The organism is Neisseria sp. P0006.S004, from assembly GCF_051963015.1.
Taxonomy (GTDB): Bacteria; Pseudomonadota; Gammaproteobacteria; order Burkholderiales; family Neisseriaceae; genus Neisseria.
In genome coordinates, this window is the sequence record NZ_JBQCUS010000006.1 from 33,004 (window position 1) to 56,802 (window position 23,799).

A 23,799-nucleotide genomic window follows, 5' to 3' on the forward strand; every position below is an offset into this window, starting at 1 on the left:
CGAAGAACTCAGCCTTTATTCGAAATTGATGCCGCCTTTTGGCTAAGTCATTTAAAAACATAAAAATATATAAATTTTTACCGATGATGACGAAGGAAAGTGTGTGAAACTATCTTTCCTGATGTTTTTTGGGGATTAAAGAGAAAAAGTAATTAAACGACTTGGACTTTCAGACGGCCCTGTGCAGAAACCCCGTATCTGTGTCGGGCAGATACGGGGTTTTTAGAAAAAAAGACTACATTAAATAGAAAAATCGTCTTTTAGTAAGTGTTTGTAAGCAAAGAGATAAGAGGCTGCGACAAAGGATGACCCGCCCAGGACGTTGCCTAAGAAAACGGGAATCATGTTATAGAAAAATTGACCCCAGCTGACGTTTGCGCCCGCCCAAATGCCGGCCGGAATGATGAACATATTGGCAACAAAATGTTGAAAGCCGATTAATACGAAGATCATAACCGGGAACCACATGGCTAAGATTCGTCCTGAAGTATGGCGTGCGCCGAAGTAAAACCAGATGCCCATACACACCATCCAGTTACATGCGATGGCAGAAACGAATGCGCGGCCGAAGTCCATATTGACTTTGGCTTCGGCAATGGCAATGGTTTTCGCTGCGGCCGGCCCTTCGGCAAGGCCGACGTAGTGGCCGAGAAAATAGGCCATGGCAACGGCGCCTGCCAGATTGCCCAAGCTGACAATCAGCCAGTTGCGCACCAGTTTGTGGGTGCTGACGCGGCCGGTCAATCTGCCCAAAGCCATAATCATCATATTGCCTGTTGCCAACTCGCCGCCGCCGATTAAGATACAAATCAGTGCGATAGGGAACACGGATGCGCCCAAAAGGGCGGCCAGGCCGTTCCATTCGGCTGGAATGCCGCTGATGACGCGCAGGCAGGCAAGATAGCCGAAGCCGACATAACCGCCGCCTAAGAAACTCAAAATCACCAACATTTTGATGCTGAATTCAGATTTGGCGCAACTCTTGCCGATGGCGTCCTGCAAAATTTCATGAGGGAACAGGTCTCGTGTATCCATGAAGTTTCCTTAAGGTTAATATAAGAATAAAAATATCTTTCTTTATCATACGGATGGCGAGTTTGCCTGAGAATATGGCGGACAGGAAATAACGGCTGATTGTAAGGATAGAAGCGTAGGTTATATATTGGCAGCTGATGTGTGAAAGGCCGTCTGAAAGCAATACTTTCAGACGGCCTTTAGATGGGGGAATGGGAATTATAAGCGCGTTACGCTTAAAACGCCTTTGATGTCGCCCAGACTGGCTAATACGCGCGGCAGGTCGTTGACTTGGCGGACTTCAAGGGTAAAGCGCATGCTGGCTTCCAAATCGCGTGATTGGGTTTGCACCGCGGTAACGTTGAGTTTATGACGTGCCAGCGCATCCGAAACATCGCGCAGCAAACCGGAGCGGTCTTGAGCGCGGATTTCAACATCGACGGCAAACACTTGTCCTTCTTGCAAGGCTGCCCAGCTTGCATTTAACACTTTTTCCGGAGCCTGCTCGGCAAGGTGACGGAAAGAAGGGCAGGTGTAGCGATGGACGGAAATACCGCGGTCGCGTGTAACGAAACCGATAATGTCGTCAGGAGGTGCTGGTTTGCAGCATTTGGCAAGCGTGGTCATCAGGCCGTCTTCGCCGTCAATCAAAATGCCATTTTTGCCGCCTTTTTTGATTTTGGACTGCTTGACGATATTGGTTTCATCAATCGGGACGGGAGGCGGTTCATTCAGCGCGCCGCAGGCTTTGTGGATGGCGCGGTTGGAAACTTCGCCCTGACCGATGGCCGTATAGAGTTCGTCGGTTTTTTTGAAGCCGAGTTTTTCCGCCAATGCTTGCAGATTGGGTTTGGGGAAGATTTTTGACAACTGTTTGTCCAACTGGGCGCGGCCTTCTTCGCGCACGGTATCTGCGTTTTGCTGGCGGATATAGGCACGGATTTTGCTGATGGCGCGGTTGGATTTGACCCAGCCTTCGTAGAGCCAGTTGACGGAAGGATTTCCCTCTTTGGCGGTAATGATTTCAACGCGTTGTCCGTTTTCCAACGGCGTTGACAGTGGTACGATTTGTCCTTCGACTTTTGCACCGCGACAACGGTCGCCCACGCTGCTGTGCAGGGCATAGGCAAAGTCGATGGGGGTGGCGCCCGTAGGCAGGGAGAGGACTTTGCCGTGCGGGGTCAAAACATAAATCGTATCGTTAAACAGCTCGGTTTTAAAGGCGGCGGCAAGGTCTTCTTTGCCGCTTTCGGCCATGTTTTCGCGCCAGTCCAAGAGTTGGCGCAACCAGGCGATTTTCTGTTCGTAGGCGGAATCACCCTTACCACCTTCTTTATAACGCCAGTGGGCGGCAACACCGAATTCGTTGAATTGGTGCATATCGAAGGTACGTATTTGGACTTCCACGCCTTTGTCTTCCGGGCCGACGATGACGGTGTGCAAACTTTTATAGCCGTTGCCTTTCGGGTTGGCAATATAGTCGTCGAACTCGCCCGGAATCGGCTGCCAAAGGCTGTGGACAATGCCCAAGGTGGTATAACACTCGGGAATGGTGTCCACCAAAATCCGTACGGCGCGGATATCAAACAAGCCGTCGAAAGTGAGCTTTTTCTTCACCATTTTTTTGTAAATGGAGTAGATGTGCTTCGGTCTTCCGGCAACTTCAAAATGAATATTGTATTTTTTCAGTTCCGTACGCAGGATATTGAGGAAGTTTTCGATGTATTCGAGGCGCTCAGTGCGTTTTTCGTCCAAAAGCAGGGCGATTTCGCGGTATTTTTCCGGTTCTTGATGACGGAAGCCCAAATCTTCGAGCTGCCATTTGAGTTGCCACACGCCCAAGCGGTTGGCGAGCGGGGCAAAAATGTCGAGGGTTTCTTTGGCAACGGCGCGTTTTTCAGGATTGTCGGGAACGTTGCTTAAGAATTGGAGGGTGCGTGTGCGCATCGCCAGTTTGATCAGGACGACGCGGATGTCGGTAACCATCGCCAACAGCATTTTACGCATGGTTTCGGCTTGTTGGGCGCGCTCTTCCTGCGTGGCAAGGCTGTCCACGCGTGCGAATTGGGTCAATTTTTGTACTTCGTCCACGCCTTTGACCAGCTCGCAAACGGTGCTGTTGCAGCGTTCGGCAACCAATTCTTGCCATGTGGGAACGTATTTGCCAATATCGGACAAAATCGTAGCGGCCACGGCATCGGGCAAGAGGTCGAGTTCGCTGACGATTTGCATCGAGCCGAGGAAATGTTCCAGCAATGGCTCGCCGTAAGTCGTTAGGGCATCGGCAGGATAATGTTCTTTAGCTAAGTCAAAGGCCGTCTGAATCAGGTTTTTATCGGAATCGGGCAGCGCGGCAACATAGCCGTCGAACCAAGCGAGGAGGCCTTCCAGCGTTGCACTCGATGTTTGGGGCGTTTGGCGAATAATGGTCATGGCGTGCGTTTTTTCTTTTTGATAAAAACGTTGCCATTGTAACAGTTTATTGCCGACAGCCCTAGATTTGTATGCGAATGTGGCACTATGTTTCAGGAAGCCTTGTTTCAGACAGCCTTGGGTGTTATGGTTAACCGTTTTGAAATTTTAAGGAGCATTTCGATGAAACTGTATATTTACGACCATTGCCCGTTTTGCGTCCGTGCGCGGATGATTTTCGGCTTGCGTGATGTGGCGGTGGAAGAAGTTGTCTTGGCAAATGATGACGAAGCTACGCCTATTGGCATGATTGGCTCAAAACAAGTGCCGATTTTGCAAAAAGAAGACGGTTCGTTTATGGGCGAAAGTTTGGATATTGTCCGTTACATCGATCAAGGCCGTCTGAAAGAAGAAGTTCGTCCAGAAGTTCAGGCTTGGTTGGATAAAGTGGGCGAATACAATAACAAATTGGTACAGCCGCGCATGGTCAAAATCGGCTTGCCTGAATTTGAGACCGATGAAGCGAAAAAATACTTTATCGATAAAAAAGAGAAAAGTATCGGCAATTTCGATACTAATCTGAATAAAACGGTACAATATCTGGAGCGTCTGCATCAAGACTTGGCAGAGCTGGAAGCGCTGGTGTGCGAAGGCGAGGGCTTGGGCGGTGAAATCAGTTTTGAAGATATCCTGACTTTCCCTATTTTGCGCAACCTGACCGTTGTGCGCGGTATTCAATGGCCGCAAAAGTTGATGGATTATTTGTTGGCGATGAGCGAGTGTTCCGGCGTGGCTTTGTATTTTGACCGCGCGTTGTAATGAATGTTTGAAACATGAAAAAGGCCGTCTGAAAGTTTTTCAGACGGCCTTTTGGTTTAATAGGCAATCGTATCGGCAACCTGTGACAAACCGTTTTCCAACGATTCGAGCATGGCGGTATAGCCATCGCCTTGTTGCGGCGTGACGGCGTTAAACGGTTTGCTGCGTCCGTCCGGCCATTGTGCATAACCGCTGATGGTGGTCTGTCCCTGATAGCTGCCTTGGAAGGCTTCGATATAGACTTTCAGGGTTTGGCTGCTTTGGCTGCGTGAAGCAGGCACGAAGGTGCGATGCGGATTGAGGCGGTTGAGCTTGTTGCTGAGGTTTGCTGCCAACGCGCCATCGAGCGGCGCCGCCCAAAGGTGGTTTTTCGCCAGATTCACATGATAGGCATCGGTTTGGTAAACGAGGCCGCCGTTGGCAAGCGGTTCGGCAAGGTTGACTTTGACCGCGATTTCGTTGCCATGCGCAGCAGGTCGGATGTACTGGCTGTCGGGCAGAACGAAATATTGTGTGCTTTGCGCAGTACCGCAGGCGGCAAGCGTCAGGGCGGCGGCAATCGGGAAGAGGCGCATCATCGGCTTCCTTTCGGGATAGGGTCTTTGCTGCTGCTGTTGAAAATCAGCGCGTTGGGTTTTTCTTTCAAAGTATTAATCACGGGTTGAACGTCTTTTAAGGTTTTGTCCAAACTTTGCAGCGTATTTTGTACGTCGCCGTAGATAGGCGATTGAGGCGATACGCCTTGCAGGGTTTGACGCAACTCTTTCAGAGTTTGGTTCAACTCGTTCGGAATGTTTTGTGTCTGCGGTTTGCCGACCAGTTTATCGATGGAGCTTAGGGCGGCATTGGCAGATTTGAGTGTGGACTTGAGCTCGGCAAGCGAACCGTTCAAGCCGGCAACGGTTTTATCCAATGGCAGGTTATTGAACTTGTCTAACAAGTCGGCTACTTTTGCCTGCAAATCGTCCAAACCGCCGCCTTGGGTTGCGATAACGGTATCGCCTGCATAAACGGTATGCGGTCGCAGCTTAGGCAAGGCGGAAGGCTGATCGTTCAACTCAATCATTTTGCTGCCGGTCAGCAGGTTGTTGCTGGAGATGGTGGCGGTCAGGCCTTTGTTTAAGGCCGTCTGAAATTGTTGTTTCCAATGTTCTTTGCTTTGCTCGTCGGCATTGATTTCCAAACGGGAAGGCTCGATGCGGATACGTACGGGAATCCAACCGTTTTCAAACAAATGCAGGCTGTCGTTGCGGTCGAAATAAGGGACATCGGAAACCACGCCGACATTCAGGCCTTTGTATTCGACAGGCGAACCGGCAGTCAGGCCGCGTACGGATTGTTTGAAAAACGCAGTGTAATACAGCGAGCGGTCGTCAGGCAGGTTGGCGACTTCGCTGCGGCTGTCATAAAGCGTGAAGTTGTCTTCGCTTTTGACGTTCTTGCTGTCGCTTGTTTTAGGAGAGTCAAAGGAAATCGCGCCGGACAGCAGGGCAGGCAGAGGGGCGGAATTGAGTTTGACACCGCTGCCTGTGGTTTCGATATTAATGCCGCTTTCCAGCCAAAAACGGCTGGCGGAATTAATCAGTTTGTCGTTGGGGCTTTGGATGAAAATGGTGTAATGCACGCTTTGGTCGGACGGGTCGAAATGCGCGCTTTCTACTTGGCCGACCATAAAGTTTTCATACAAAACCGGGCTGCTGACGTTGAGGATGCGGTCGTTTTTGCCGATCAAATTCAGGCGCAGACCGCTTTGACCGATAGCGGCAATCGGAGGAATATCTTGGACGACAAATACATCTTTGGTTTCTTGGCTTTTACCCGGTGTAAATGCAATATATGAGCCGGAAAGCAAGGTTCCCAATCCAGTAACGCCGCTTTGGTCGATACGCGGTTTGACCACCCAAAATTGGGTATCGCTGCGGATAAGGTCTTTGGCATCGGCGCTGAGTTGGGCCGTGACTTCCACACCTTTTTGGTCGTCGCGCAATTTGATGCGAGTAACGCGTCCGACATCGACATTCAACACTTTAATAACGGTGTTGTTGACTTCGATGCCTTCCGCGCTGTCCATCAACAGTGTAACGACAGGGCCGCGGTTGCGGATGTCTTTAACCAAAAGCCAGCCGCCGGCAATCAGCGCAATCAGCGGAATCAGCCACACGATAGATGTGAAGACATTGGTTTTCTTGACACGCGCCGGGGCGTGGTAATTGGGTGAAGAATCGTGTTTTTTCATTGTGTTAAGGTCTGGTCAGAATCAAGGCCGTCTGAAAGCTGCTGTTGCTTGTCCCAAATCAGACGGGGATCGAAATAATAGGCCGAAAGCATGGTCAAAATAACGACCAGGCAGAAGTAAATCGCCGCCCCCCCGGGCACGACGCGCGCCATATTGGTGTGGAACGAACTCATCAAAATAATAATCACAAAAATATCAATCATCGACCAGCGGCCGATGGATTCGGTAATCCGATACAAAACCGACATCTTGTCTGCACTCATCACGGGTTTGAAGTATGCGGAATAAATCAAAACCGCCATCGCAATAATCTTCAAAACCGGCACCATAATACTGGCACTAAAGATGATCACGGCAATCAATCGGTCGCCGTCGTCCCACATATAAACAATGCCGTTGAAAATCGTGTTGATCTCCAAAGCCGTCGGATTGGACGAAATCATAATCGGCAGGATGTTGGCAGGGAAATATAGGATAAATGCCGCCATTAAAAACGCCAGCGAAATGCTCAGGCTTTTCGGGCGGCGGCGGTATAAGTCCGCACCGCATACGCCGCAAGGTTGCTCGTCTTTATCGCGGAAATACAGGCAGCGGCTGCAACAGATTTTGTCTTCAGCGGCCGTCTGAACCGCATGGCCGCCGGTTAAACGGTGAATCTTATAATAAACCCAATGCTGCGGAATCGATACCGAAGTCCGAATCAGCATGACCGACAACGGAAACATCAGATAAAACGCCGAGCCGAATTCCACTGTAGCAACGGACGAGAGCTTGATATACGCCACCAAAGTGGAAATAAAAAACACATCCACCATAATCCAATGACGCAGCCGAACCAATACACGCGTCGCAAAGCGCAGCGCAGGGTAGGCCTTTTCGCGTATCAAAGCCGTATAAACATACAGGCAGAGCAGCAAAAACAGTAAAGGCGCACCAAAGGTGAGGATAAACATCACTTCCGCCAGAAAACCATAATCCAGCGAAATCAAAAGCCGCATCATTTGCGGCAGCGACAAAATCGATGTTACGCCGAACAAATCGACGCGGATATACACCATATTGTACGCGAACGCCATCAGAATCAAGGTTGTCAGCGCATAGGCAATCGGCGCGATATACGGATTGTTTTCCACCTCTACAATTTCATGGTTGCACACCGGACAATGCGCTTCCTGTCCCTGACGCAGGCGCGGAATATCCATACGGCAGCCGCAATCAGGGCATTCCACCGTATGTGCAGGCAGCGTCGCATCAGGAAGATAAGACTTGTAGCGCCACCAGCGATGGTAGGCAGGAATCCGTTTCATGGTTCGGCAGGGGATAAAGAAGGTGCAAAGAGTGTCGCATTATAAAGGAAAACAGCAGGATAGCCCAAATTTAGGTCGATATTTGATTGAATGGCGGCTGCTTAATAAGGTTTAGGCCGTCTGAAAAGTTTGAAAAGAGTTTAGAAGGTTATTGCTATGGACCGTTAAATTTTATTAATAGGTCTTAGTTTGGTTTATTGCCATTAGGATAAAAATAAGATATATTCTCAATATTTAAAAACACGATAATCCTTGTAGATTTGTGGAAGGTACACGGTCAACGAACCCGAAGCAGGCTAAAAATTATCTTCTTTGTTTTTAAAACGATTCTTTTCAAATTAGACGGATTTTTAACCATAAAGGCCGTCTGAAACCATCTGAAACTATTAGTCTCTTAATTCAAAGGAAACATCATGAGTGAAACACAAGAGCTGACTTTCGCCAAACGCTTAAAAGAGCAAACCACAGTTACACACGACAGCGTTGATAACTTGGTTATGTCCGTTCAGCCTTTTTCCAGCAAAGAAAACTACATCAAATTCTTGAAACTTCAATCTGTTTTCCACAAGGCTGTCGATCATATCTATAAAGATGCCGAATTGAACAAAGCCATTCCAGAGCTTGAATACATGGCGCGTTACGATGCCGTAACTCAAGACTTGAAAGACTTGGGCGAAGAGCCTTACCAATTTGACAAAGAATTGCCACACGAAACCGGCAATAAAGCCATCGGCTGGCTGTATTGCGCCGAAGGTTCTAATTTAGGAGCGGCATTCTTGTTCAAACACGCTCAAAAACTCGAATACAACGGCGAATTCGGCGCACGCCACCTGGCTCCTCATCCGAACGGCCGCGGCAAACACTGGCGTGCTTTTGTCGAGCATCTGAACGCTTTGAACTTGACTCCGGAAGCTGAAGCAGAAGCCATTCAAGGAGCGCGCGAAGCTTTTGAATTCTATAAAGTGATTCTGCGCGAAACCTTCGGTCTGCCGGAAGGTGCGGAAGCGCCTGAAGGTATGACGCCGCACAGACTCTAAAAAATAATTAAATCAAACAGACAAGGTCTCGGCGTAGATGTTTGCAGGGGCCTTTAATTACACAACAAAGTTTTGTTTGAACGGGTTGCTGTCTTATTAATCATTAATGATTATCAGAAATTTTTTATGCATTAACTGATGGATGAACAATCCATTACATCTTGAGTTGATAATATGAAACCATTACAAATGCTCCCTATTGCCGTGCTAGTCGGTAGTATTTTTGGCAATCCAGTATTAGCAGCAGATGAAGCTGCAACTGAAACCACACCCGTTAAAGCAGAGATAAAAGAAGTCCGCGTTAAAGGTCAGCGCAATGCAGCTACCACTGTGGAACGAGTAAATGCTAGAACTATTCAAGAACAAATGATTCGGGATACACGCGATTTGGTGCGTTACTCTTCTGATGTTGGTGTTTCTGATGATGGTCGTCGCATGAAAGGCTTTGCCATGCGCGGTGTGGAAGATAACCGTGTAGGTATCAGTATCGACGGTGTGGCATTGCCCAGTTCGGAAGAAAATTCACTCTATGCGCGTTACGGAAACTTCAATAATTCCCGTTTAAGCATCGATACCGAGTTGGTTAAAGGTGTGGATATTACGAAAGGTGCGGATTCATTTGAAAGCGGCAGCGGTTCTTTGGGTGGTAATGTGAACTACCGCACGCTTGATGCACGGGATATTGTTTTGCCGGAACAAAATTTCGGCGCACTTCTACGCAGCGGTTACGCAAGTAAAAACAGAGAGTGGGCGAATACCGCAGGTTTCGGCTATGCCGGCAATGTTTTTGATGCAGTGGTTTTGTATTCTCGCCGACACGGGCACGAAATGAAAAGCAGGGGCGGTGATATCGTTGATTTTGTAGGTTTTGATGAATTGGATAAACAGGATAAGGCAGAGCGTGGCTCAGCGCGTATTCATCCTGATCCATCCAAACACAATAACCATAGTTATTTGGTGAAATTAGGCTGGCAGCCGGCTGATTCGCACCGTTTCGGTTTTTCTGTTAACGGACAAAATAACAGTAATTACACTCATGAAAAAACTTACTCCCTAACAAGTTATTGGAGGGAGGCAGACGATGTGCAGAAACGCACCAATATTAACCTAAACCACGAGTGGACCCCTACCTCTTCCATTCTTGCTTTGCTACGTACGGACTTGGATTATCAGAAGACCCGCAATGGAGCGATAAACTATAAAGGCGATATGGTTCGTACCGGAGATTGGCGCACAGGTTATCAGTATCACAACGGTTTTATGGCTGATAGAGACGAGCGGAATATGGATACCAAATACAAGCGCATTACCTTCCGTTTGGACAGCCAGCCTTTTTCACTGTGGAAAGGTGAACACAGATTATCTTTTAAGACTTTTGCCAGTCGTCGCGACTTTGAAAATGTAAATGATGATTTAGATTTTAATTCAACAGGTAATATAACTGGCCGTAAACATTACACCATTATGCGTCCTATGAAGACGGATCAAATCGGTTTTTCATTGCAGGATAAAATCGCTTTAGGCGATAAGTTCTCTGTAAATGCAGGGGTGCGCTACGACCATGAGAAGGTAAAACCACAGGCTTTCAAGCCAGATACGCCTTGTTTGAGTACCTGTGTTAATGATGGCAATCCTGCCGCAAGAAGTTTTAATACATGGAATGGTACTTTAGGCTTGGGTTACCGCTTTAATGATACTTGGCGTGCAGCCTATCAAATCAATACGGGGCATCGCGTGCCGACAGCATCGGAAATGTATTTTACTTATACCAGCGTGTATGGCAACTGGATAGCGAATCCGTCGCTGAAAGCTGAACGCAGCCTTAATCAAACATTGTCGCTGCATGGTAAAAACGACAAAGGGTCTTTGGATTTCAGCCTGTATCAAACCCGTTACCGCAATTTCCTGTTTGAAGAAGAACATACCTTCCAAGCTCCCAATCCATTTGCTGGTGATTGGTATGCTTGTTATACGGATCCGACCTATTGCGGTGCTACGCTTACCCAAATCGGTCAGCAAATGGTTAATATCGATAAAGCAAGGGTGAGGGGCATTGAATTTAAAGGCGAGATGAACCTACATCAAGTAATGCCCGTGCCGGAAGGTTTCAAATTATCCGGCGCATTGGGTTACAGCAAAGGCAAATTGTCCGGCGATCGCGGCAGTATGCTGTCCATCCAGCCGCTGAAGTTGGTGCTTGGATTCGATTATGAGTCTCCTGATGAGCGTTGGGGTATTTTCTCCCGTGTCAGCTATATGGGCAGGAAAAAAGCCAAAGATGCCCAAGTAATTGAACAAAAGAGCTATTGCACAAGCTATAAGCTCGATCCTTGGACAGGTGAGGAAACAGATGATTGTGCTGTTGCCTTGCAGTATCGTGACGATAAAATCGACTTCCGTTGGTTGAATAAAGCGGCAACTGTTGTGGATGTATTCGGCTACTACAAACCGGTAAAACGTATGACTTTACGGGCGGGCGTTTATAATCTGTTTAACCGGAAATACCATACATGGGACAGCTTGCGCGGCATCAATCCGAGATCGACTATTAACTCTTTAAGCACAAGTGATACTAAATCAGCAGCCCAGGGCTTGGAACGCTACTATGCCCCAGGCCGCAATTACGCTGTATCGCTGGAATGGAAATTCTAAGCAGTTAACGGATAGCTAAAGGCCGTCTGAAAGTTTTGATGACTTTCAGACGGCCTTTTTTATTTAAAACGAAATCTTTAAACGGATAACAACGGCTGCTGCCGAACAATCGCGCGGATGATGGCGCGGTTGGGGTGCAGCGCGGTTCTCAGTCTTTGCGATAGTGGGTGCGGCAAGCCGAGTATTTCGGCCGCAATGGCGGCGGCGCAGATGGGGGCTGTCGCCAGTCCGCGTGTACCGTGTGCCGTATTGATGTAGGCATTGGGCAGGTAAGGGCAGGGGATATTGTCGAGGCGGTAGTTTTTGTCCAATGCCAGTTTGGCGTAGGCGGACTGCATTGCGGCGATGTCGCCGAGTGCGCCGACAACGGGCAAGTGGTCGAGGCTGTCGCAACGCAGGGCGGCATGGCCTTGCGTGTCTTGAAGGCCGTCTGAAAACGAATCTTGCTCAAACAGGGATTGTGCCAATGGGGGATTGAGCTGTTGCAGAGCGGCACGGTTTTCGGTTTCTTCGTGCGGATACCAAGTTTCATCGTTGCTGTTGAGGACAAATGTCGCGCCATAGCAGTGGCGGCCTTGCCAGCTTGGGCTGATGTAGCTTTCGCCGGAAATGGCGCAATTCAGCTTTTGTGAAAACGGGCTGGCGGACACAACGCCGGTTTGTCCGCGGATTTGGCGGAAAGGCAGGGCGGAGACGTTGGTGTCAGCGGCAGTCGGGCTGTGTGCGCCCATGCAGTAAACGATATGGCTGGCATTGAAATGCGCGTTTGGCGTGTGTGCCGTCCAGTGTGTGCCGTCATGCGATACTGCGGTCAGCGGCGAGTGTTCGTGCAACTCAATCAGCGGATGATTCAATAAGGCATGCACGACAGTGGGCGGATTCAGCCATACACCTTGCGGCCAGTAAAGGCCGTCTGAAAATACGTCTATGCCTGCAATGTGCGCAGCCTCTTCGGCAGATACGCTGCGGTAGAGGTGTTTATGCTGGTGTTGCAAACCCAAGGCTTGATTGCGTTTGCGTTCGCTTTCGTCAAAATTCAAATGCAATACGCCGTCGCCGCCCCATACGTCAGAATCAGGCAGCAAGTCTTCCAATAATCGGCGCGTGTAGCCGTAGCCTGTCAGCAGCAGCTCGGTTTGTTCGGTATCGTGTGGCGAGATTTTGGAGTAGAGCAAGCCTTGGCGGTTGCCGCTGCCTGCCTGCGCCGCTTTGCCTGCCTCCAAAACCGTAACGCGTACGCCGTGCTCCGCCAGTTTGCGCGCGGTTGCCGCGCCGGCGATGCCTGCGCCGATGATCAGGACGTGTTCGGGTGCGGCTTGATGTTCAGGCCGTCTGAACCAAGGTTTTAGAGGAACAGGGGAGGGTTGGGGTATGGCTTCGGTTTGCCATTCGATATGATGGAAATGTTCGTGTAAGTGGTCGGCACGGTGTAGCGGAACCAGCCAGAGATGCATATCAGGCAATAGGTTTTCTAAAACGTTGACGCTGTTGAACTGAAGGCATTTCATGGCTTGAACGAGAAGGTTGTTCAGACGGCCTTCAAGCTCGGAGGGATGATTCGATAATGGAAAATCGGGAATATGGTTTTCAGGCAGGCAGACAATCAAATAAAGCGGCGCGGTATGTTGTTCGATCGCGTGGCAAAGGTCGGCAAGGGTGGGTGTGGTGTTCCAAGCAAGGCAGGTCATGATGAAAGGCCGTCTGAAAAAAGAGGCTTTATTGTAACGCGGTTTGCGCGGATAGAATATCCGAACTGGTTTTGATAGAATCGCATGATATTTTGATTTCCAATTGATTTTCATACAGGAATTTTATGCGCCGTCTTTTATTGTGCCTTCTCGCTTCCGGCTTGCCCATCGTTTGTTCGTCCGCGCCGCCGGATAACGGCAGCAAAGCCGCTCAGTCCAAACGCTGGGCAACCCCCGTCAAACACGATGCCAACCTTTATCGCATTGACGACAAGCTTTACCGCAGCGAGCAGCCTGTTGCCGAAGATGGCGAAGCCATTGTCAAGCTGGGCATTCAAAGCGTGATCAACCTGCGCTTTTTCGACCGCAACGATGACGACCATTTGAAGGCGTATGGTTTAACCTTGCTAAACCGTCCGTTGCTGTCATGGAGCATTAAGCCGAAAGAGATTGCGGAAATCCTATACCTGATTGAAAAACAACAGCAAAACGGCGCAGTGCTCATTCATTGTTATCATGGCGCAGACCGTACCGGTTTGATTGCCGGAATGTACCGCATCATTTATCAAGGCTGGCCGGTGGAAGAGGCAAAAGCCGAAATGCAACATGGGCCGTATGGTTATCACAGTATTTGGAAAAACATTGCCAACCTGTTTACCGAAGAGAAAGTCAAGCAGGTTAAAATGCACTTGGAAGCCTTGCGCAAACACGGTTAACACCAAGATTTAAATAGAAAAAGGCCGCCTGAAAGAGTAAATCTTTCAGACGGCCTTTTTTAATGGCAGATAACTTAAATCACAAAATCCGTAGTCGATAATTGAATGCTTTGATCCATATCGGCAGACGGAGTTTTGGAAGAGCGGCCGACCGGTTTGGCCGGTACGCCGACAACGGTAATCGAAGACGGTACGTCGGCAACCACCACGCTGCCAGCGCCGATTTTGGCATTTTCGCCGATGCGGATGTTGCCCAAAATTGAGGCATTCGCACCAATCATCACGCCATTGCCGATTTTCGGGTGACGGTCGCCGCTTTCTTTGCCCGAACCGCCCAGCGTTACGCCGTGGAGGATGGAAATATTGTTGCCTAAGACGGCGGTTTCACCGGCCACAAAACCGGTGGCATGGTCGAGCATCAAACCGTGACCGAAACGGGCGGCAGGGTGGATATCGACACCGAAGACTTCCGACATGCGGTTTTGCAGGAAATACGCCAGCGTTTTGCGGTCGTTTTGATAGAGCCAGTGGTTGATGCGGTGCGCCTGTACGGCGTGGAAACCTTTGAAATACAACAGCGGCAGCGAATATTCATCACAAGCCGGGTCGCGCTCGTAAATGGCTTTCAAGTCGGCCTCGACGCATTTGCTGATACGGGTGTCCACGCTCAAAGCCTGCTGATAGATTTCAAACAGCGCGCGCACATCCATAATCGGGCTGCCGAGTTTGCTGGAAAGATGGTAGGCAAGTACCGAATCGAGCGAATCGTGGCGCAACACGGTTTGATGCAGGAAGCTTGCCAGCATCGGTTCGGCCGCGGCGGCAGCTTCGGTTTCTTCGCGGATGGTGTGCCACAGATTAAAATCGGTTGAATTCAAATGGTCTTTTTTCATATTCGAGGCCGTCTGAAGAATAAAATCAGATGGCTATCTTACCGTTTTCCAACGTCTTTTAACAAGGCATTTGATAATCGGTATTCAAATGCTTGAAGTTTTTTCAGACGGCCTTATATATGAAACATCGAATATCAACACGCTAAAAGGATGTCAGAAATGACGGAGCATAACGAACAACATCAACACGAAGCAGAAGAAGCGGCAGCCGTAGAAACTGCCGAAACCGTTGAAACCGAACAAGCCGAACCGACTTACGAAGAACTTCAGGCGCGTGTCGCCGAGTTGGAAGGCCAGCTCAAAGACAGCGAATTGCGCGGTCTGGCAAACGAGCAAAACCTGCGCCGCCGCCATCAGCAGGAAATTGCCGATACCCATAAATTCGCCGGACAAAAATTTGCAGCAGAAATGTTGCCGGTTAAAGATTATCTCGAAATGGCGCTGCTGGACCAAAGCGGCAATTTCGATGCACTGAAAATGGGCGTGCAAATGACTTTGAACGAGCTGCAAAAAGCATTTGATGCCACACACATTAAAGAAATCAACCCACAGCCGGGTGACAAACTCGATCCACACCAACATCAAGCGATGCAGGCAGTCGTCAGCGAGCAAGAGCCGAATACCATCGTCAGTGTGATGAAAAAAGGCTACACATTATCCGACCGCGTGCTGCGTCCTGCGATGGTTGTCGTGGCGAAAAAAGAAGATTGAAGGCACCGCTTGATAAAGTTTATCAGGCATAAAATTTTCAGACGGCCTTATCCGGTTTCAAAGCCCGATATTTCGCTATTGGAAAATCATTCCGATAAACCGGAATCGGAAAATGAAAACCGGCCGTCTGAAAAAAGAATAAGCGGCTTGTGGATAAATAAATCAAGTACTTGAATTTAATTTGAAAAAAAATTCAAATTAAGCCTTGAAAAAAAATGAAGCAACCTTATTTACAAGCCATCGGAACGAAATGTTCCACAGGATTATTAATTTAGAAAATTTTATTAGGAGCAACATAATATGGCAAAAGTAATCGGTATTGACTTAGGTACAACCAACTCTTGTTTGGCCATTTCTGAAAACGGTCAAACCAAAGTGATCGAAAATGCAGAAGGTGCACGCACCACTCCTTCCGTTATCGCTTATTTGGACGGCGGCGAAATCCTCGTCGGCGCGCCTGCAAAACGCCAAGCGGTAACCAACGCTAAAAACACCATCTACGCTGTCAAACGTTTGATCGGTCATAAATTTGAAGACAAAGAAGTCCAACGCGACATCGAATCCATGCCTTTCGAAATCATCAAAGCCAACAACGGCGACGCATGGGTGAAAGCGCAAGGCAAAGAGTTGTCTCCGCCGCAAGTTTCCGCAGAAGTTCTGCGCAAAATGAAAGAAGCCGCTGAAGCTTACTTGGGCGAGAAAGTCACCGAAGCCGTGATTACCGTTCCGGCCTACTTCAACGACAGCCAACGTCAAGCCACCAAAGACGCAGGCCGCATCGCCGGTTTGGACGTAAAACGCATCATCAACGAGCCGACTGCTGCCGCTTTGGCATTCGGTATGGACAAAGGCGACAACAAAGACCGCAAAGTAGCCGTATATGACTTGGGTGGCGGTACTTTCGATATCTCCATCATCGAAATTGCCAACCTCGACGGCGACAAACAATTTGAAGTATTGGCAACCAACGGCGATACCTTCCTCGGCGGCGAAGACTTCGACCAACGCCTCATCGACCACATCATCGCCGAGTTCAAAAAAGAACAAGGCATTGATTTGAAACAAGACGTGATGGCATTGCAACGTCTGAAAGAAGCTGCTGAGAAAGCCAAAATCGAATTGTCCAGCGGTCAGCAAACCGAAATCAACCTGCCATACATCACTATGGATGCAACCGGTCCTAAACACTTGGCCATGAAAATTACCCGTGCTAAATTTGAAAGCCTGGTTGAAGACTTGATCCAACGTTCTATCGAGCCTTGTAAAGTCGCATTGAAAGATGCCGGCTTGAGCACCAGCGACATCGACGACGTGATTTTGGTCGGCGGTCAAAGCCGTATGCCGAAAGTACAAGAAGCCGTTAAAGCCTTCTTCGGTAAAGAGCCTCGTAAAGACGTGAACCCTGACGAAGCCGTTGCCGTAGGTGCGGCGATTCAAGGCGAAGTATTGAGCGGCGGCCGTAGCGACGTATTGCTGCTGGACGTAACTCCTCTGTCTTTGGGTATCGAAACCATGGGCGGCGTGATGACCAAGCTGATTCAAAAGAACACTACTATTCCGACTAAAGCGTCTCAAGTGTTCTCAACTGCCGAAGACAACCAAAGCGCAGTAACCATCCATGTACTGCAAGGCGAACGCGAACGCGCTTCTGCCAACAAATCTTTGGGTCAGTTCAACTTGACCGATATCGCACCTGCACCACGCGGTATGCCGCAAATTGAAGTTACTTTCGACATTGACGCCAACGGTATCTTGCACGTTTCTGCCAAAGACAAAGGCACCGGCAAAGCGGCTAACATCACCATCCAAGGTTCTTCAGGTTTGAGCGAAGAAGAAATCGAACGCATGGTAAAAGATGCCGAAGCCAATGCTGAAGAAGATAAAAAACTGACTGAATTGGTCGCTTCCCGCAACCAAGCCGAAGCCCTGATTCACTCTGTGAAAAAATCTCTGACTGACTATGGCGACAAACTCGACGCTGCCGAGAAAGAAAAAATCGAAGCCGCGTTGAAAGAAGCCGAAGAAGCCGTGAAAGGCGACGACAAAGCCGCCATCGACGCCAAAGCCGAAGCTTTGGGTGCAGCCAGCCAAAAATTGGGCGAAATGGTTTACGCTCAAGCGCAAGCCGAAGCACAAGCAGGCGAGGGCGCACAAGCCGAGTCTTCTGCTAAGAAAGACGACGACGTTGTAGATGCCGACTTTGAAGAAGTAAAAGACGACAAAAAATAATTGATGCCGTCTGAAAAAAGCGCGAATCGAAAGGTTCGCGCTTTTTGTTGTTTGGGAAATGTGTAAAGACGCTTGGTCAAAATTGACGGTAAACTTTCAAAACCTTGCTACATCATTGTGTCGCCATACTTCTATTGCCGAATTTTGAACAGATTTCGCCGACATCTGACAGCAGCTGACAGTCAAAGCCATTAATATTTTGTCCATCGCTTGAGTGCGAATAAGTTCTTAGTTCTTACCTCAAATCAATCCCTTGAAAGAAGATAAATATGAAAAAACTGATTCAAATGACCTCTTTGATGGTTGCAGCTGCCGGTTTGGTATTGGCTCCGGTCGCTTCTGCACACGGCAAACATGAAATGCATCCGAAACAAGAGCGTATGCACAAAAAAGCCAAACCGCAAAAAATGAAAAAACCTGTACCTAAAGCCAAACACCATGCAGCCAAGCCCAAACATCATCAAGAGCATCGCCACGAACATCATTAAGATGAATCCTCAACAATAAATAAGGCCGTCTGAAACCCAAACATCAGGTTTCAGACGGCCTTCGGTTTATCTGTCAAATAGCGCTTTGCCGTTTTTCTTGTGCCAAACGGGTCGGCTCCAGCCAAGCAATGTTTCTTTCTGCCAGCGCATCGCGCCAATAATCCAGTTTGGTGTCCAAATCTTCAGAGAAACTGTCTTGATTCAAAAGTTGAATGATAACGCCGCCGTCCGTAGCTTCAGCTAAGCGACTGATTTGACGCAAAATGCCGCGGTCGGGAACAGTTTGCGTGCGTACGCCGATGAGAAGTTGCGCCGGAGTTTGTTTCAATTCGGCTTCTAATTGTTCCAAATCTTTTCTGCCGGCGGCTACGCCTTTGTCTATCCATTCTTGCGCCAAAACGCCGGAAAACCAAAGCGGATCAGGCCATTCCGTTTCCAGTGTAACAGCCCATTTGGGCGCATTATTCAGCGTAATTTTAGATGAAACGGGAACGATGTTTTCCTGAAAATCATCGGCGTCGACAATTTTCGTTTGCCATGTGCGGAGGATGTTTTGATAGTAGGGCTGATTCAAATCCAAACGTTCGCGAAGGGTTTTTAAAGTAATCTTGCAAGCCAGCCAAGCAAGCAAGCGCGGCAGAATGCCATAGCAGATAATGCTGCCGATGAGTAAACCCGCCCAAGCGCGTGCATCTTCGATATGATTGTTCAGACGGCCTGCAATTACGGCCTGACTGTCGGGAACAGGAAAGCCCAAACGTTCCGGCAGCCATGACAAAGCCTCAACTGTTTTCACCAATACCGTATTACTTAAAAGCGTACTTTCCCAGTTGAACGTATATTGACGCACCAAAAGCAGCAGCAAAACAGAAACCAACATTCCCGACAGCGTACAAAGCCACAGGCCGTGTGAAGTTGCACCAATCAGCCAACGCGTTTGCGGTTTGCGCCATTCATCCACATAAAGCCGCAAAATTGCCTGATTGACCGGGTCTTTACCTCGGAACCAAGTTGTCGGACTGCTGATAAAGTGCATATTTTTCAAACGCAGGAATAAAGTCGCCAGCCACACCAGCAGCATGACTGTATTCATGCCCAAAATCCCGGCCAATACCAGAAAAAAGTTCAGCCCCTGATTATCCATTAAAAGATAAGTGCTGGAAAAACCGACCGTAAACAACAATGTCGCCGCAACAATCCAAAGCCAAAACGAGCCTGTCTCCACCTGTTGCAGCACATATTTCAAATGCTGGTCGCGGTCAATAATTTGAGCGCGGCGTATCAGTTTTTCCTCATTGCCGCCATCAATATGTCGCAACGCTTCCGTCGCCTGTACAGGATCTCCCGGAAAAATATAGGCACGTTCTTCAAGGATACGGACCAATTCGACAAGTTTTTGCGATGGATTCAACATAAATGATAGGCCGTTTGAAAGATAAAATGGAAACGTCTGTTATACCCCCCAAATAAACCCCTTTTTTGCAAAGGTCAAAAAATTAAAAGCAGTTTTGAATAGGGTATATAGTGGAATAGATGTAAAAAAAGCAGCCCGAAAGCTGCTTATTTTGAGTGTGGTGCGGACGGAGAGACTCGAACTCTCACACCTCTCGGCGCCAGAACCTAAATCTGGTGCGTCTACCAATTTCGCCACGTCCGCACTAATTTGAATCGTGGATTATACACAAGATTAATGGGGGCGCAAAGTCTTGTTTGCTTGAATTTTTCGGTTTATCCCTTATATAATGATTTATTCCGGCCGTCTGAAAGCAGGGTTTGTTTTCAGACGGCCTCAACTTTACTATTGGTGAGGAAGGGCAGATGCCTGCTTTATTAATTAAAGATTTTTTGCAGACGCAAGGTTTGAAGCTGCCTGCGGATGAGATACATGTTGCTTATTTGACTGCCCAGGCTGTGATTAAAATGGGCAATGCTTCGGTTGAGCGTTCGATTTTGTGGCCGTCTGAAAATGGTTGGCAGTTGGCGGATTATGTCGATGCCGAACATGAATGGTTGCTGAAACAGATTTTTATGGCTTTGGATTCGGTTGCCGAGCGCACCGAGCATTTGAAAAGCGCAGCCGTTTATACTGCGTTTCCGAAAGATGGTGCGTTGTCGCTGGTTCGACTGAGCCGTTGGGGCGTGCCGTTGGAAAATGTGATTCCAATCGACGAGCAGGCCGGACAGGCTTTTTTGGCTGTGCGTACGGCGCAAAGCGGTTGGATGAATGTTTGTCAGAATGTGGCGTATTGGCAGGAAATTGGTGAATTGTCGGCCGAACGCAATCATCCCGGTTTGAGCCAGATTTCTGTTCCTGTCTGTATGCCCAGCGGTGCAGTTTTAGGCGTGGTATATGCTGAATTTGATGTCAAGGACGGTGCGCCTGACGAAGTGTTGGTGGCCTGGATTGCCCTTGCATTAGCCTTGGCAGAACCTTTGAAAAACCTCTTGGGCGTAGCTGAAAACGAGGAAGCGGAAAATGAGTAACGCGTTGAAGTTTGTCGCGTCATGCCGTTTGCCTACGGAATGGGGCGAATTTACCATGCACGGCTTCGAAGAAGAGGGCGGGCAGGAACATGTCGCATTGACGATGGGCGATGTTTCAGACGGCCTGCCTGTGTTGTCGCGTATTCATTCCGAGTGTTTGACTGGTGACGCTTTATTTTCGGTGAAATGTGATTGCGGCCCTCAGTTGCAAGCGGCGATGCAGGCCGTTCAAAAAGAAGGGCGTGGCGTTATCGTATATTTGCGCCAAGAAGGCAGGGGCATTGGTTTGATAAACAAAATCCGTGCGTATCGTCTGCAAGACCAAGGCTTGGATACGGTTGAAGCCAATGTTGCACTCGGCCTTCCTGTTGATGCGCGCGACTTCACTTTGGCCAAGCAGATTTATGATTATCTGCATATTCGGGAGGTCAGATTGTTGACCAATAATCCTGAAAAAATCCAAACGTTGAAAGATTCCGGCATTAATGTGGTCGAACGGATTGCATTGCATGTCGGCGAAAATGTGGAAAATGAACGTTATCTGCATACTAAAGCGGATAAATTGGGGCATTTGATTTTTGATTGATGGATAGGTATAACGGTAATTTTTGCGGGTAAATAAAATATTCTATATTCTTTCAATGGGATATATTTTTATTTAAATAAAAACCTTGCGCGTAGCCTGATTTTTTGATTTAATGTCAGCTTATCGGGTGATTAGCTCAGTTGGTAGAGCGTCTGCCTTACAAGCAGAATGTCGGCGGTTCGACTCCGTCATCACCCACCAAGTTTCCTTTCATTGTCTTTGACAGTGGATGCGCGGTGGTAGCTCAGTTGGTTAGAGTACCGGCCTGTCACGCCGGGGGTCGCGGGTTCGAGCCCCGTCCGCCGCGCCATTATTTAAAAAGCACTGATAATATCAGTGCTTTTTTATTTGTCTTAAACACACAATTCAGCTGCAAAAATAGAAACAGGTAAGTAACAGGATATTGAAATACTGTTTAACCTTAAATTCTGATGATTTTAAAAAAAAAGGCCGTCTGAAGCTTTTAAAGTTTCAGACGGCCTTTAGTCTATTGAAACAATGGATTAAATATCCAATTCTGCCGTATCGCCTTCTTTTTCCATCCATGCGCGGCGGGCGGCGGCTTCGCCTTTGCCCATCAGTTTGACGAAGATGTCGCGTGTTTCGTCATCTGCGCCTTCCGGGATTTGTACCTGCAACAGGCGGCGGGTGTCGGGGTGCATGGTGGTGTCTTTGAGCTGGTCGGGGTTCATCTCGCCCAAACCTTTGAAACGGCTGATGGAATAGGCGGTTTCTTTGACACCTTCTTTTTGCAGCCGCTCCAAAATGCTGTCAAGTTCGTTTTGGTCGAGGGCGTAGAATTTGCGGGCAGGTTTGCTTTTGCCTTGTGCGTTGACATCGACGCGGAACAGCGGCGGCTGGGCGACGTAGATGTGTCCGTCGGCGACCAGTTTCGGGAAGTGGCGGTAGAACAGGGTCAGCAGCAAAACTTGAATATGAGAGCCGTCCACGTCGGCATCGGACAGGATGGCGATTTTGCCGTAGCGCAGGCCGCTTAAGTCGGGATTGTCGTTGATGCCGTGCGGATCGACGCCGATGGCAACGGAAATATCATGGATTTCGGCGTTGCCGAAGAGTTGGTCGGGGTGGACTTCAAAGCTGTTGAGCACTTTGCCGCGCAGGGGTAGGATGGCCTGGGTGGCTTTGTCGCGAGCAAGTTTGGCGGAACCGCCTGCAGAATCGCCTTCGACAAGGAAGAGTTCGTTTTCGCGGATGTCTTCGCTTTCGCAGTCGGTCAGTTTGCCGGGCAGGACGGCGACGCCGCTGCCTTTTTTCTTTTCGATTTTTTTAACCGAACGCATCCGCGCCTGTGCCTGACGAATGGCGAGTTCGGCGATTTTTTTGCCGAAGTCCACGTTTTGGTTCAGCCACAATTCCAAAGGGTCGCCCGATACGGCGGCAACGAGTTTCAGCGCGTCGCGGTTGGTCAGCTTGTCTTTGGTTTGACCTTGGAACTGTGGGTCGAGGACCCGGGCAGAGAGGACGAAGGCGGTTTTACTGAACACGTCGTCGCTTTGTACTTTTACGCCGCGTGGTAAAAGGTTGTGTAGATTGATGAAGTTGTTGACGGCGTTGAACACGGCTTGTTTTAAGCCTGCTTCATGCGTCCCGCCCAATGGGGTGGGGATGAGGTTGACATAGCTTTCGTTGGCGCATGAGCCTTCTTCCAGCCAAGTCAGGGCAAATGCTGCACCTTCGCCAATGCTGAAATCGCCGTTGTGGCCGTCTGAAATGTAGTTTTCGCAGGAGAAGATAGGTACGGCTTTCTGAGCGTCGGCAATCAGGTCGGTCAGATAGCTTTTCAGGCCGTCTGGATAGTGCCAAGTTTGGGTATGCGCTTCGTCTTCGCCTTTGACCGGACGAGTCAGGGAAACGCGTACGCCCGGCAGTAATACGGCTTTGGCGCGTAGTAGGCGTTCGAGTTCGGGAATGCTGTAATTTGGGCTTTCAAAATATTTGCCATCCGGCCATACGCGCACTTCGGTACCACTGTCTTTGACGGTGCATTTGCCCACTTCAGTCAATGGCTCAATGACGTCGCCACCCGAAAAGATGATGCGGTGGACTTTGCCTTCGCGTTTGACCGTTACTTCAAGGCGGGTGGAAAGGGCGTTGGTAACAGATACGCCGACGCCGTGCAGACCGCCTGAAAAGGCATACGCGCTGCCGCCGTCCTTTTTGTTGAACTTGCCGCCTGCGTGCAGACGGGTGAACACGAGTTCGACTACAGGTACGCCTTCTTCAGGATGCAGGCCGACGGGAATGCCGCGGCCGTTATCACGGACGGAAAGCGAACCGTCTTCATGAATTTGCACGTCGATTGCAGTCGCGAAACCACCCAACGCCTCATCCGCCGCATTATCAATCACTTCCTGACAGATATGGGTCGGGCTGTCGGTACGGGTGTACATGCCGGGACGTTCTTTGACCGGCTCCAAGCCTTTGAGGACGGTAATGCTGGATTCGCTGTATTGATTGTTTTTAGCCATAGGAATAATGTAAAGGCCGTCTGAAAGGATGAAAAACA

General features: G+C 49.0%; 18 protein-coding genes and 3 tRNA genes. 11 read left to right on the top strand and 10 right to left on the bottom strand.

The window, feature by feature from the left end:
* Positions 1-240: 240 nt before the first annotated feature.
* Together ACTHR2_RS08735 and ACTHR2_RS08740 are read right to left on the bottom strand one after the other, a co-directional pair.
* Positions 241-1,035, bottom strand: a complete 795-nt coding sequence (locus ACTHR2_RS08735) for a formate/nitrite transporter family protein (RefSeq protein ID WP_070825559.1) — start codon at positions 1,033-1,035, stop codon at positions 241-243.
* Positions 1,036-1,233: 198 nt separating this feature from the next.
* Positions 1,234-3,447, bottom strand: a complete 2,214-nt coding sequence (locus tag ACTHR2_RS08740) for a RelA/SpoT family protein (RefSeq protein ID WP_263337609.1) — start codon at positions 3,445-3,447, stop codon at positions 1,234-1,236.
* A gap of 87 nt (positions 3,448-3,534) precedes the next feature.
* On the opposite strand from ACTHR2_RS08740, the gene ACTHR2_RS08745 reads away from it, so the two are divergent.
* A complete protein-coding gene (locus tag ACTHR2_RS08745) occupies positions 3,535-4,245 on the top strand; it encodes a GrxB family glutaredoxin (RefSeq protein ID WP_263337606.1) in 711 nt (236 codons plus the stop codon).
* Positions 4,246-4,301: 56 nt separating this feature from the next.
* Here ACTHR2_RS08745 and ACTHR2_RS08750 read toward each other — a convergent pair whose 3' ends face one another.
* From ACTHR2_RS08750 to ACTHR2_RS08760, 3 genes are read right to left on the bottom strand one after another with little or no spacing between them, the layout of a single operon-like run.
* Positions 4,302-4,820, bottom strand: coding sequence for a PqiC family protein (locus ACTHR2_RS08750; RefSeq protein WP_070646708.1), 519 nt, complete (start codon positions 4,818-4,820; stop codon positions 4,302-4,304).
* Complete coding sequence (pqiB, locus tag ACTHR2_RS08755; protein WP_263337603.1) at positions 4,820-6,481, bottom strand: intermembrane transport protein PqiB; 1,662 nt, start codon at positions 6,479-6,481, stop codon at positions 4,820-4,822. The genes ACTHR2_RS08750 and pqiB overlap by 1 nt, the downstream gene beginning before the upstream one ends.
* Complete coding sequence (locus ACTHR2_RS08760) at positions 6,478-7,788, bottom strand: paraquat-inducible protein A (protein WP_263337600.1); 1,311 nt, start codon at positions 7,786-7,788, stop codon at positions 6,478-6,480. Before ACTHR2_RS08760 ends, pqiB begins: the two co-directional genes overlap by 4 nt.
* Before the next feature lie 413 nt (positions 7,789-8,201).
* On the opposite strand from ACTHR2_RS08760, the gene ACTHR2_RS08765 reads away from it, so the two are divergent.
* Both ACTHR2_RS08765 and ACTHR2_RS08770 read left to right on the top strand, forming a co-directional pair.
* A complete protein-coding gene (locus ACTHR2_RS08765) occupies positions 8,202-8,825 on the top strand; it encodes a biliverdin-producing heme oxygenase (protein ID WP_314460702.1) in 624 nt (207 codons plus the stop codon).
* 174 nt (positions 8,826-8,999) lie between these two features.
* A complete protein-coding gene (locus ACTHR2_RS08770; protein ID WP_440374216.1) occupies positions 9,000-11,477 on the top strand; it encodes a TonB-dependent hemoglobin/transferrin/lactoferrin family receptor in 2,478 nt (825 codons plus the stop codon).
* 77 nt (positions 11,478-11,554) lie between these two features.
* Here the strand turns inward: ACTHR2_RS08770 and mnmC are convergent, their stop codons facing one another.
* Complete coding sequence (gene mnmC / locus ACTHR2_RS08775) at positions 11,555-13,165, bottom strand: FAD-dependent 5-carboxymethylaminomethyl-2-thiouridine(34) oxidoreductase MnmC (protein WP_440375626.1); 1,611 nt, start codon at positions 13,163-13,165, stop codon at positions 11,555-11,557.
* Between the two features lie 125 nt (positions 13,166-13,290).
* Here mnmC and ACTHR2_RS08780 point away from each other — a divergent pair, with 125 nt between their 5' ends.
* Positions 13,291-13,881 carry a tyrosine-protein phosphatase gene (locus ACTHR2_RS08780; RefSeq protein ID WP_440375627.1) on the top strand — a complete coding sequence of 197 codons (591 nt, stop codon included), beginning with the start codon at positions 13,291-13,293 and terminating at the stop codon, positions 13,879-13,881.
* A gap of 74 nt (positions 13,882-13,955) precedes the next feature.
* Here the strand turns inward: ACTHR2_RS08780 and cysE are convergent, their stop codons facing one another.
* The gene (cysE, locus tag ACTHR2_RS08785) at positions 13,956-14,774 is read right to left on the bottom strand and encodes a serine O-acetyltransferase (protein WP_070461975.1); all 819 of its coding nucleotides are present in this window, start codon (positions 14,772-14,774) and stop codon (positions 13,956-13,958) included.
* Between the two features lie 150 nt (positions 14,775-14,924).
* Between cysE and grpE the strand changes: the two genes are divergently transcribed.
* From grpE to ACTHR2_RS08800, 3 genes are all read left to right on the top strand, one after another.
* The gene (gene grpE / locus ACTHR2_RS08790; protein WP_070735055.1) at positions 14,925-15,485 is read left to right on the top strand and encodes a nucleotide exchange factor GrpE; all 561 of its coding nucleotides are present in this window, start codon (positions 14,925-14,927) and stop codon (positions 15,483-15,485) included.
* 300 nt (positions 15,486-15,785) lie between these two features.
* Complete coding sequence (gene dnaK, locus ACTHR2_RS08795) at positions 15,786-17,714, top strand: molecular chaperone DnaK (protein ID WP_263337579.1); 1,929 nt, start codon at positions 15,786-15,788, stop codon at positions 17,712-17,714.
* Between the two features lie 269 nt (positions 17,715-17,983).
* Positions 17,984-18,202 (top strand): hypothetical protein, encoded by a 219-nt coding sequence (locus ACTHR2_RS08800; RefSeq protein WP_107722973.1) that lies wholly within the window; start codon positions 17,984-17,986, stop codon positions 18,200-18,202.
* 73 nt (positions 18,203-18,275) lie between these two features.
* Here ACTHR2_RS08800 and ACTHR2_RS08805 read toward each other — a convergent pair whose 3' ends face one another.
* Both ACTHR2_RS08805 and ACTHR2_RS08810 read right to left on the bottom strand, forming a co-directional pair.
* A complete protein-coding gene (locus ACTHR2_RS08805; protein ID WP_440375628.1) occupies positions 18,276-19,616 on the bottom strand; it encodes a DUF2868 domain-containing protein in 1,341 nt (446 codons plus the stop codon).
* Between the two features lie 158 nt (positions 19,617-19,774).
* A tRNA-Leu gene (locus ACTHR2_RS08810) sits at positions 19,775-19,859 on the bottom strand.
* 161 nt (positions 19,860-20,020) lie between these two features.
* Here ACTHR2_RS08810 and ACTHR2_RS08815 point away from each other — a divergent pair.
* The 4 genes from ACTHR2_RS08815 (at position 20,021) to ACTHR2_RS08830 (ending at position 21,582) form a co-directional block, all read left to right on the top strand.
* The gene (locus ACTHR2_RS08815) at positions 20,021-20,686 is read left to right on the top strand and encodes a hypothetical protein (protein WP_263337571.1); all 666 of its coding nucleotides are present in this window, start codon (positions 20,021-20,023) and stop codon (positions 20,684-20,686) included.
* The gene (gene ribA / locus ACTHR2_RS08820; RefSeq protein ID WP_003685106.1) at positions 20,679-21,272 is read left to right on the top strand and encodes a GTP cyclohydrolase II; all 594 of its coding nucleotides are present in this window, start codon (positions 20,679-20,681) and stop codon (positions 21,270-21,272) included. Before ACTHR2_RS08815 ends, ribA begins: the two co-directional genes overlap by 8 nt.
* 125 nt (positions 21,273-21,397) lie before the next feature.
* Positions 21,398-21,473, top strand: a tRNA-Val gene (locus tag ACTHR2_RS08825).
* Positions 21,474-21,505: 32 nt separating this feature from the next.
* Positions 21,506-21,582, top strand: a tRNA-Asp gene (locus ACTHR2_RS08830).
* 193 nt (positions 21,583-21,775) lie between these two features.
* On the opposite strand, the gene parE is transcribed toward ACTHR2_RS08830, so the two are convergent.
* Positions 21,776-23,761 (bottom strand): DNA topoisomerase IV subunit B, encoded by a 1,986-nt coding sequence (parE, locus tag ACTHR2_RS08835; RefSeq protein WP_440375629.1) that lies wholly within the window; start codon positions 23,759-23,761, stop codon positions 21,776-21,778.
* Positions 23,762-23,799 lie beyond the last annotated feature (38 nt).

Coding starts and splice junctions, on each gene's coding strand:
- ACTHR2_RS08735 (WP_070825559.1), bottom strand. CDS start 1,035: ATGGATACACGAGACCTGTTCCCTCATGAAATTTTGCAGGACGCCATC.
- ACTHR2_RS08740 (WP_263337609.1), bottom strand. CDS start 3,447: ATGACCATTATTCGCCAAACGCCCCAAACATCGAGTGCAACGCTGGAA.
- ACTHR2_RS08745 (WP_263337606.1), top strand. CDS start 3,535: ATGTTTCAGGAAGCCTTGTTTCAGACAGCCTTGGGTGTTATGGTTAAC.
- ACTHR2_RS08750 (WP_070646708.1), bottom strand. CDS start 4,820: ATGCGCCTCTTCCCGATTGCCGCCGCCCTGACGCTTGCCGCCTGCGGT.
- pqiB (WP_263337603.1), bottom strand. CDS start 6,481: ATGAAAAAACACGATTCTTCACCCAATTACCACGCCCCGGCGCGTGTC.
- ACTHR2_RS08760 (WP_263337600.1), bottom strand. CDS start 7,788: ATGAAACGGATTCCTGCCTACCATCGCTGGTGGCGCTACAAGTCTTAT.
- ACTHR2_RS08765 (WP_314460702.1), top strand. CDS start 8,202: ATGAGTGAAACACAAGAGCTGACTTTCGCCAAACGCTTAAAAGAGCAA.
- ACTHR2_RS08770 (WP_440374216.1), top strand. CDS start 9,000: ATGAAACCATTACAAATGCTCCCTATTGCCGTGCTAGTCGGTAGTATT.
- mnmC (WP_440375626.1), bottom strand. CDS start 13,165: ATGACCTGCCTTGCTTGGAACACCACACCCACCCTTGCCGACCTTTGC.
- ACTHR2_RS08780 (WP_440375627.1), top strand. CDS start 13,291: ATGCGCCGTCTTTTATTGTGCCTTCTCGCTTCCGGCTTGCCCATCGTT.
- cysE (WP_070461975.1), bottom strand. CDS start 14,774: ATGAAAAAAGACCATTTGAATTCAACCGATTTTAATCTGTGGCACACC.
- grpE (WP_070735055.1), top strand. CDS start 14,925: ATGTCAGAAATGACGGAGCATAACGAACAACATCAACACGAAGCAGAA.
- dnaK (WP_263337579.1), top strand. CDS start 15,786: ATGGCAAAAGTAATCGGTATTGACTTAGGTACAACCAACTCTTGTTTG.
- ACTHR2_RS08800 (WP_107722973.1), top strand. CDS start 17,984: ATGAAAAAACTGATTCAAATGACCTCTTTGATGGTTGCAGCTGCCGGT.
- ACTHR2_RS08805 (WP_440375628.1), bottom strand. CDS start 19,616: ATGTTGAATCCATCGCAAAAACTTGTCGAATTGGTCCGTATCCTTGAA.
- ACTHR2_RS08815 (WP_263337571.1), top strand. CDS start 20,021: ATGCCTGCTTTATTAATTAAAGATTTTTTGCAGACGCAAGGTTTGAAG.
- ribA (WP_003685106.1), top strand. CDS start 20,679: ATGAGTAACGCGTTGAAGTTTGTCGCGTCATGCCGTTTGCCTACGGAA.
- parE (WP_440375629.1), bottom strand. CDS start 23,761: ATGGCTAAAAACAATCAATACAGCGAATCCAGCATTACCGTCCTCAAA.